The following is a 9,575-nucleotide window of genomic DNA, read 5'->3' as shown; positions in this document are numbered from 1 at the left end:
GGAGGGTGTGTCGTTCGTGTTCATCAGCCACAAGCTCGGCGAAGTCGTGGACATCGCCTCGCGGATCGCCGTGATGCGCAACGGCGAGAAGGTCTGGGAGGGCGATTCGGCGGAAACCTCGGTGGGTCAGCTCGTCGACTGGATGGGCGGTGACGCGGGCCGGGAGCTGGAGAGCCACCACGCCGATGCCGGGGCCCGCGGCCGGGACGGCGCGGCGGTGGCGCGCGAGCCGCTGGTGCGCATTGGCGGCGACCATGTCCGCGGTACCGGCGGGCAGACCCTGGCGCTTCACGCCGGCGAGATCGTCGGCTTTGCCGGGCTGGAGGGCAGCGGCCAGCGCGAGATGCTTCACGAGGTCTTCCGTCAGGCACGCCGGGGCAGCGTGCAGTGCCTCGGGTCCGTCGGTTTCGTCTCCGGGGACCGCCGCAGGGAGGGGGTCTTCCCCCTGTGGAGCGTGGAGGAGAACATCGCCGTGGGCCAGACCGGCAAGCGTGGCCCGCTGGCGCCGCTCGCCGGGCGCGGCGAACTCGGGCGCATCGACCGGTGGTTGGAGAAGCTGCGCCTGGATCGCGAGCGCCTGCCCTCGCCGATCCTGGAGCTCAGCGGCGGCAACCAGCAGAAGGCGCTGGTGGCACGGGCGCTGTTCGCCGATGCGGACGTGATCCTGCTCGATGATCCCACCCGCGGCGTGGACGTCTCGGTCAAGCGCGATTTCTACGACGTGGTCCGCGAGCTGGCCGAGGCCGGCAAGCTCATCATCTGGTACAGCAGCGAGGATATCGAGTTCCTGGAGTGCGACCGGGTCCTGGTCTTCAGCGAGGCCGCGATCGCGTGCGAGCTCCGCGGCGAGGACATCAGCGAGGAGGCGATCGTGAGCTCCGCGTTCAGCGAGATCGTGGAGGAGGCCACGCCTGCCGCCGCCGGTGCGGGCCGGGCGCGCCAGGGGCAATGGCGGCAGTGGCTGTTCCGGGTCGCGCCGTTCCTGAGCACGATGGTGATCTTCGCCATCATCGGCTCGATGAACCCGATGGCGGTCAGCGCGTTCGGCCTCGACCTGCTTTTGGGGCCGGCGGTGCCGCTGGTGCTGGTGGCCGCCGCGCAGATGTTCGTGGTCGGGGGCAGTCATATCGACCTGGGCGTCGGGGCCTTCGCCGGGCTGGTCAACGTGGTCAGCGCCACGGTGCTGGTCGCCCATCCCGGCCCGGGGGCGCTGGCCCTGCTCGCGCTGGTTGCGGGCTACGGGAGCCTGGGCGCCCTGATCGAGGGGCGCAAGCTGCCCGCCATCGTCGTGACCCTGGGTGCCTCGTTCATCTGGCTCGGGATCGGCTATACGCTGCAGGAAAGCCCGGGCGGGAGCAGCCCGGCGTGGCTCAGCGCGCTGTTCTCGTGGTCGCTCGCCGGTGTCCCCGCCTCGGTGGTCATGATCGCCGGCGCGGGGGTGCTCGCCTGGGCGGTCAACCGCTCGCGGCTGGGCGTGGTCCTGCGGGGCTTCGGCAACAACGCCCAGGCCCTCAGCCACATGGGCTGGTCGGCGTTCACCTACACCGTCGCGCGCTACGTCGTCGCCGGCGTGTTCGGCCTGTTCGCCGGGCTCTCCCTCACGGCGGTGAACACGGCCTCGGATATCAACGCCAGCGGCTCGTTCACGCTGCTCAGCGTCGCCGCGGTGGTAATCGGCGGTTGCCGGCTGGTCGGCGGCTCGGTCACCCCGGTTGGGGTCGTCTTCGGCGCGCTCACGCTCTCGCTGATCGGGGCGCTGCTGGGCTTCATCGGGATCAGTACGGATTACAACGCCTCGGTCCAGGGGGCGCTGCTGATCGGCATTCTGGCGTTGCGGACGCTGGTCGGGCAGAAGGAGACGGCGGAATGAGCGGGTTTTTCAGCTGGGCGGCCGGGAATCGCTGGATCTGGTCGGCGATCGGTGTGGTGGTGCTGTGGGGGATCCTCAGCGTGTTCGCCGAGAGCTTCAGCCTCCAGAGTCTCAGCGGCGTCCTGACCTCGACGGCGTTCCTGACCATGGTGGCCATCGGTCAGATGTTCGTGGTCTCCACTGGCCGGGGCAACATCGACCTGTCCATCCCCAGCGTGGTCACCTTCAGCGCCTTCGTCGGCATGAGCATCATCCAGGGCTCGGCGGCGATGGTGCCCGTCGGGGTGCTGGCGGTGGTCGCCATCGGGGCCGTGGTCGGCTCGGTCAATGCCTTCCTGGTCCTGCGCCTCGGCATCCCGGCCATCATTGCGACACTCGCCACCGGCTACATCATGGCGACGGCGGTTCTGCTCGCCAACCAGCACTTCTCGACGTTCGCCGTCGATCCGGTGCTGAAGACGCTCACCACCGGCAAGCTGCTCGGCTTTCCGGTGATAACGCTGGTCAGTCTGGTGATCGTGGCCTTCGCCGCCTGGGTGCTGCGCACGCGGGCGTACGGGCGCAGCCTGATGGCGGTGGGGCAGAATCTCCGCGCGGCGGGGCTCGCCGGTATCCGGACCGATCGCACCATCTTCCTGGCGTTCTTCACCAGCAGCGTGCTCGCGGCGGTGACCGGCGTGCTGCTCTCGGCCTACGTCGGCGGCGCCTTCCTGGAGATGGGCAAGCCCTACCTGCTCCAGTCCGTGGGCGCGGTCGTGGTCGGCGGGACGCTCATCTACGGCGGCAGCTCGACGGCGCTGGGGACGTTCTTCGGGGCACTGCTGCTGGTCCTCATCGTCACGACCATGCAGATCGCCGGCCTGCCCGCCGGCATGCAGGACATCGTCCAGGGGGCGGTGATCATCGGCGTGCTGGCACTGGCCGGGGACCTCAAGGCCGCCGGGCGTCCCCGCAGGCGGACCACTGGCAAAGAGGCCGCCGGTGGCTGACGCCGTGCCGGGAGGCCCGCCACCGTAGCGGCGGGCCACGGCCCGGTCATGCCAGGCGCGTCATCCAGCCGCGCTCATCGTGGCGGTGGCCGTACTGCAGGTCGAGGAGGGCGCGGCGCAGCATCGGGCCGACGGTGCCGCCGTCACTGTCGCCGCAGGCGATGGTGCGCTCCTCGGTGACCAGCTCGCCGATGGGGGTCACCACCGCCGCGGTCCCGCAGGCGAAGACCTCCGTAAGCGAGCCGGAATCCGCCGCCTCGATCCATTCGTTGATGCTCACCGGGCGCTCCTCGACGCTCAGGCCGGCGTCCGCCGCGAGCTCCAGCAGCGAGGCGCGGGTGACGCCCTCGAGAATGGTCCCGGAGACCGGCGGGGTCACCAGCCGCTCGTTGTCGAACACGAAGCACACGTTCATGCCGCCGAGCTCCTCGACCCAGCGGTGCTCGCTGGCATCGAGGAAGACCACCTGCTCGCAGTCGTGCGCCGACGCCTCCTGCTGGGCGGCAAGGGAGGCGGCGTAGTTGCCGCCGCACTTGGCCGCGCCGGTGCCGCCGGGGGCGGCCCGGGTGTAACGGCGCGACAGCCAGATGCGGACCGGCTTCACGCCCCCGGAGAAGTAGGCGGCGGTGGGGCAGGCGATCACGTGGAAATCCACCGTGTGTGAGGGCCGCACGCCGAGAAAGGGCTCGCTGGCGATCATGAACGGACGCAGGTACAGGCTGGACTCCGCGCCGTGATGCTGCGGTGTGGGCACCCAGTCGACGTCCTGGCGGACCAGTGACTCGAGTGCGCCGAGGAAGGTCCCGGTGTCCGGCTCCGGCAGCGCCAGACGGCGCGCCGATGCGCGCAGGCGCTCGGCGTTGCGTTCCGGGCGGAAGGTCCACACGGAGCCGTCGGGATGGCGGTAGGCCTTGATCCCCTCGAACACGGTCTGGCCGTAGTGCAGGGCGGCGGTGGCCGGGTCCAGGCTCAGCGGCCCGTAGGGACGAACCTCGCCGGCTTCCCACCCCCCGGCGGCGGTCCAGCGTACGTGGACCATATGATCGGTGAAGAAACGCCCGAAACCGGGATCCGCGAGAATGGCCGCCCTGTCGTCGGCGCTGGTCGGTTCGGTGTTGGGGGTGATCCGGAAGCTGGTGACGGACAATTTGACCTCCCGTGTTGTCGTGGTCGGATCCCGGTGCGCCGCCCGCGCACCTTTTTACGGGCCTTCGCCGCGGGGCGTGAGCCATCTTCCCAGGCCCCAATATCCCGTGAAATGACGCTGCCTGTCACGTCCGGTGTGTCACGTGCAGGTGAACGCCCGCCGGACGGTTTCCCCCTCGGCGGCGTGACGGTGGGGATCCGGTGCCGCGGCGGGAGATCCGTTGCGGTTGCCCATGCACCATTCGTTGTTGCACAAAAAGAAATATTTATTATACTTTTTATGGGTGGCCCCAACGGCCGCCGGCGATTTCCATAATCTCCCGGAGTGACCCCGGGGAGTACATGCGGCCCCGGAGCGGGGGGCCGGTTTTTAACGGTGGCTGAGTGGTGAGCCCATGGACGTGGCCCGGCTTCTCGTGGCGAGCATGGAATGCGAGCGCGATCGGCTGCGGTATCTGGAGACAGAGCGCGGTGACGATGCGGCGCGGTGTTTCGCCGAGCGCACCATGGCGTGTTACCGGAGTGCGGTGGTGCGGCGTTCGGCCCCCGCCGGTGAGCCGGCCCATCGCGTTCGCCTGATCGGCGCCTACTATTACCTCAAACGCTATCTCTGTGCCCGCCGGCGCGACGCCGGAGCCGGGCAGTCAACACCCGCTAGCCTTTCGGGAGGCATCATGAAACGCAACGCAACCGCGGTCTGGCAGGGCGGACTCAAGGAGGGGGGCGGTACCGTCTCCACGCAGAGCGGCACCGTGGCGGGTGCCGGCTATTCGTTCGGTACCCGTTTCGAGCAGGGCGAGGGGACCAACCCCGAGGAGCTCCTGGCGGCCGCTCACGCGGGCTGCTATTCGATGGCCCTGTCGATGGTGCTGGGGCAGGACGACCTCACGCCGGAACGAATCGATACCACGGCGACCGTGACCATCGAGCCGGACGACAGTGGCTTTACCATCACCACGGTCCATCTGGACGTCCGGGCGCGTATCCCGGGTGCGGACCGGGAGCGTTTCAGCGCCGCGGCCGAGGCCGCGAAGGCGGGCTGTCCCGTCTCGAAGCTGTTCAACGCGGAGATCACGATGGACGCGCGGCTGCAGGAGTGACGGCGTTCCCCGCCGGAAGCGGGGCTGCCGGCTGTCAGGGGGTAACCATGCAATTTCCCGTGTTCTTTGACCGGGCGCCGGTCGTGCGGGTCCGGGATCCGCTGGCCGGGCTGCTCGGTGCCAGCGAGGACGGTGTTCTCGAGTACCGCTACGCGGACGCGGTCCGTCTCGCGGGGCATTCCTGTCCCACGGTGGCCGGTGCCTTTCTCACCGGCCGCGCGGCCCTGACGGCGCTGTACCCGGACACGTTACCGGAGCGCGGCGGGGTCGCCGTGGACATGCCGGCACGCGCCGACGACGGCACTACCGGGGTGGTCGCCCAGGTGCTGACCCTGCTCACCGGTGCCGCAGCGGAGGGCGGCTTCAAGGGGATCGGCGGGCGGTTCGCCCGCAACGGCCTGCTCCGCTTTGATGCGTCCGTCGAGGGGGCCGGCGGGGGCGTGTGCCTCCGGCGCCTCGACAGCGGCGAAGCCGTCGCCGTGCGCTTCGACGCCGGCGTGGTACCGGCCGACGGACAGCAGAAAGGGCGTCTGATGGCCATGCTGCAGGGGCGCGCCGATACGGCGGAGAACGCCGCCTTCGCCGCGGCCTGGCAGGACCGGGTGCGCCGCATCCTCGTGGACCATGCCGACGATCCGGCGATGGTAAGGGTGACGCGGCTGAGGCCGGACCCCGGCGGATGACCGGCACCGGTCGGCTGAGTCCGCGCCGCCGGCCGTACACGGCATGCCGGGCGAAGCCTGCGCGGCACGGCGTAGCGTCGCCGGCCATGGTCTCCCGCTCACGGCTCCGGGCTCCCGCCGGTTATCCCGGCGTCCGCCCTTCCCCGGGCCGTGCCGTGACGCACCGGCCGGGGCATCATCCCCGGCCCATGGGTCATTCGCTGGTGACGCGCCGGCGCACGAGTCGCCGCAACCGCTCCATCACGTCGAGGTTGTTCGCCTCCATGCGCTCCAGGGCGGTAACGGCGGCCTCGATGTCACCGCGCCAGTACGCGGCGACCGCCGCCCTGGCCTGGATGTGCACCTCGCGGTGGGGTGCCTCGATCGCCCCGAAGTCCGGGTCGTCGCCGAACAGGGCGCGTCCCTCGCCGGCATAGTACCACTGGCCAAGCGGGCATTGCGTCTCGTCCGGCAGATCGTCCGCTCCCTGCCCGGACGCGCCGCCGAGGACCTGGTAGACGGTGAGCTTGATCTCCAGCTCTTCAAGGTTGGCCAGTTCCACCTCCGCGAGCAACCCGGCCCAGCCGAGGGTCGTGCTGGTGCCCCGCGCCAGTTCCAGCAGGTGGGCCAGGCGGTCGCGCACCTGCTGTGCCTCGTCGCTGAGCGCGGCGACCTGTTCCGCATTGTCGCGGGTCACGGTCGTGGTCGTCGTCACCCGATCCTGTACCCGCGCCACGGCGGTGCCGATCTGTTCGGTTGCCTCGCCGGCCCGGGAGGCCAGGTTGCGTACCTCCTCGGCGACGACGCTGAACCCCCGGCCGTGGGCACCGGCGCGGGCGGCCTCGATGCTCGCGTTGAGGGCCAGCAGATTGGTCTGGCGGGAGACACCGTCAACGATATCGACGAGCTCCCGGATCGCACCAGCCTCGCGGTCGAGGGTCTCCACGTGCTCCGAGGTCTGGCCGATCGTTTCGCTGACGTGGGTGAGACGGGCGACCAGGTCCGCGACTGCCGTGCCGCTGGTGGTCGATTCCCCGGCGGTGGTCTCCGCGTCCGCACGCCGGCTGTTCAGCATGGAGGAAAGCTGCTGGAACGAGCCGCGCAGGGCGCTGAGGGACTGGCCGAACTGGTCGAATCCGCGTACGACGCGACCGCGTAGCTGCAGTGCGTCGTCGAGCTCGCGGCAACGCCGCAGGGCCGTGTCCCGCTCCTGTTCGAGCGCGGCGATCCGTTGGTGCAGCGTATCGCCATCGTCCTCGTGGATCGGGGGCGGTGTTTCCGGCCGGTTCCGCCGGCGTCTGATTGCCTGGAGCATGTCGTCGCCTTAAAATAAGTATTTTGTATGAATCTTAAAGTGGCCAGGGGAAAGTTTCAATGGCAAACAAGGTGTCTCCGGCCGTTCAGCACGGTCCTCGGTGGATCGTCTGCTCCTGGTGGCCGACATCACGTCGTATGCCGGCTGAAAACGTCGGTGCCGATAGGCTCGCCGGCCTTCATGCGTAGCCGGGCCGTGTTTCCGGCCTGTGGCTACGCCCCGGTGTTGGCAAAGGTGTGGGAAGCCGCTCGGATAACCCAAAGCGTCGGCCGCCGGTCGGCGACATGTTCAAGGAAGCTGCGATGAGTGAGTGCTGCGAGCAGGACTGGGATCCCACGATCCCGGATACGTCCCGGGATCCGGTCGGGCGCTACGACGACATGCGCGAGCGCTGCCCGGTGGCGTTCAGCGATTTCGCTGCCTGGAGTGTCTTCCGTCACGAGGATGTCGAGCGTGTCCTCCACGATACCGCGGTGTTCAGCAATCGCGTCTCGCGGCACCTGTCCGTGCCGAACGGTATGGACCCGCCGGAGCACACGGCCTACAGACGGCTCGTCGAGCGGCTCCTCTCCCCCGGCCGGGTCGCGACGTTCGAGGCGCGGTGTGCCGCGGTGGCCCGTTCGTGTATCGGGGCGGTGCCGGCGCAGGGCGCCGTGGAGATCATGGAAGACGTCGCCGGACCCTTCGCCGCGCGCGCCCAGTGCGCCTTTCTAGGCTGGCCGGAGTCCATGGCCCCGTCGCTGCTGCGATGGACCGCGCGCAATCATGCCGCGACCCTCGCGCGCGACCGTATCGCCATGGCCGGGATCGCCGAAGAGTTCGAGGACTACGTCGACGACATGATCGGCCGGCGCCGCCGCGGGGAAATCCCGGGCGGCGACGTGACCGGTGAGCTCATGGCCGCGCGTGTCGCCGGCCGGCCCCTCGGACGCGACGAGCTGGTGAGCGTGCTGCGCAACTGGACGATGGGCGAGGTGGGCACGCTATCCGCCGCCGTGGGCATTCTCGTCCACCACCTGGCGGCGGACGAGGCGCTGCAGGCGCTGCTGCGGCGTGATCACACCCAGGTGCCGGCGGCCGTCGAGGAGATCCTGCGCGTGGATGGCCCGCTGGTGTCCAACCGGCGCCGCACCACTCGCGGGGTCACGCTGGGTGGCCGGACCATCCCCGCCGGGGCTACCGTGTCGATCAACTGGATCGCGGCGAATCGCGACGAGGCGGCGTTCGAGCAGGCCCACCGGATCGACCTCACCCGCCGTCAGGACGGTAACCTGCTCTACGGTGGCGGCATCCACGTCTGCCCGGGGGCGGCGCTCGCGAGGATGGAGCTTCGGGTCATGCTGGAGGCGCTGCTGGAGGGAACGGCCTGGTTCCGTCCCGATCCGCAGCGTTTGTCCGAACGGGCCGGATTCCCCGCGGCCGGATTCGCCACGCTGCCCGTGTGCGTGGAATGAGCGTGGGCGGCCGAGGCGGCCCGTCCGGGCAGCGTGTCGGGGCGCAGGTGCTGTTTTTTCCCCTGGCCGCCGCCCATGCCCTGCTCGTGGTGCCGTTGTCGGTTCATGCGCTGACCGGCGGCAGCGCCCTGCTGCCGGGGCTCGCCACGAGCACGGGCCATGCCCACGAGATGCTGTTCGGCTTCGCCCTCGCCGTCGTTGCCGGTTTCACCATCAACCGTATCCGGCGGCCGGTGCTCGCCGCGCTACTGACGTTCTGGCTGGCGGGGCGTCTCGCCTTCCTGGCTGCACCCGGGGGTACGGTGGCGCTGCTCGCCAACGGACTGTTCGCCTCGGCCGTGGTCGTGCTCGCGGCACCGCCGTTCATGCGGGCGGCGAAGAAATGGCGGAACCGCGCAACCGGGCCGCTTCTGATCGCCATCGCCCTGGCCGCGGTGCTGACGCAGGTGAGCGATGTCGCAGAACTGTCCGGCCCCGAGCACGTTGTCCTGAGAGAGGCGGTGGTGCTGCTCGCCGTACTCATGCTCTTCATGGGAGGGCGCCTGATCGCGCCGGCCGCAGCCGGACACCTGCGGCTGCAGGGGGCTGTACTGTCGGCCCGGGTACAGCCCCGGCTGGAGGGGGCGTTGCTGCTGCTCGGCGGCATCGCTGTGCTGCTCCGGGCGGTTCCCGGTGCCCACGTGGCCGCCGGTGGTGTCCTGCTGCTGGTGGCCGCGACTGCCGGGCTGCGGCTCGGCCGCTGGCGGCTGTGGCGCTGCCTCGACCGGCATGACCTGATCCTGCTCGGTGCCGGGTATGCCTGGCTGGCGCTCGGCCTGGCGCTGCTCGGGGCGGCCTGGGTGACCGGCAGCCCGATGCCGACGACCGCGCTGCATGCCGTCACCGTGGGGGCGCTGGGCACGCTCACGATCACGGTCATGGCGAGGGCGCGCCGAATCGCCATGAAACGCCAGACCGCTTTCATGCCCGATATCGTGCTCGCGGTGCTGCTGGTGGGTGTCGCCGCGGTCTTGAGGCTGACGCTACCGGCGTGGTGGAC

At 70.0% G+C, this 9,575-nt stretch carries 8 protein-coding genes; 6 read left to right on the top strand and 2 right to left on the bottom strand.

Features of this window, described 5'->3' with window-relative positions; all coding sequences use genetic code 11:
• Positions 1–1,870: ATP-binding cassette domain-containing protein (locus G7A99_RS12745; protein WP_240466270.1), on the top strand; the 1,870-nt coding region annotated here is incomplete at its 5' end.
• On the top strand, positions 1,867–2,859 hold the full coding sequence (locus G7A99_RS12740) for an ABC transporter permease (protein ID WP_163140684.1): 993 nt from the start codon (positions 1,867–1,869) through the stop codon (positions 2,857–2,859). The genes G7A99_RS12745 and G7A99_RS12740, both read left to right, overlap by 4 nt.
• A gap of 46 nt (positions 2,860–2,905) precedes the next feature.
• Here G7A99_RS12740 and G7A99_RS12735 read toward each other — a convergent pair whose 3' ends face one another.
• Complete coding sequence (locus G7A99_RS12735; protein WP_163140682.1) at positions 2,906–4,006, bottom strand: branched-chain amino acid aminotransferase; 1,101 nt, start codon at positions 4,004–4,006, stop codon at positions 2,906–2,908.
• A gap of 673 nt (positions 4,007–4,679) precedes the next feature.
• Between G7A99_RS12735 and G7A99_RS12730 the strand changes: the two genes are divergently transcribed.
• Positions 4,680–5,105 carry an OsmC family protein gene (locus G7A99_RS12730; protein WP_163140680.1) on the top strand — a complete coding sequence of 142 codons (426 nt, stop codon included), beginning with the start codon at positions 4,680–4,682 and terminating at the stop codon, positions 5,103–5,105.
• 47 nt (positions 5,106–5,152) lie between these two features.
• Positions 5,153–5,788, top strand: a complete 636-nt coding sequence (locus G7A99_RS12725) for a hypothetical protein (protein WP_163140678.1) — start codon at positions 5,153–5,155, stop codon at positions 5,786–5,788.
• Positions 5,789–5,981: 193 nt separating this feature from the next.
• On the opposite strand, the gene G7A99_RS12720 is transcribed toward G7A99_RS12725, so the two are convergent.
• The gene (locus G7A99_RS12720) at positions 5,982–7,082 is read right to left on the bottom strand and encodes a methyl-accepting chemotaxis protein (protein WP_163140676.1); all 1,101 of its coding nucleotides are present in this window, start codon (positions 7,080–7,082) and stop codon (positions 5,982–5,984) included.
• Positions 7,083–7,384: 302 nt separating this feature from the next.
• On the opposite strand from G7A99_RS12720, the gene G7A99_RS12715 reads away from it, so the two are divergent.
• Positions 7,385–8,536, top strand: coding sequence for a cytochrome P450 (locus G7A99_RS12715; protein WP_163140674.1), 1,152 nt, complete (start codon positions 7,385–7,387; stop codon positions 8,534–8,536).
• 47 nt (positions 8,537–8,583) lie between these two features.
• The coding region (locus G7A99_RS12710) for an NnrS family protein (RefSeq protein ID WP_163140672.1) at positions 8,584–9,575 on the top strand (992 nt) is incomplete at its 3' end.

It is taken from the genome of Arhodomonas sp. KWT (genome assembly GCF_010993615.1).
The sequence above is the reverse complement of the archived record's forward strand: the minus strand, read 5'-3'. Positions and strand labels throughout refer to the sequence as shown.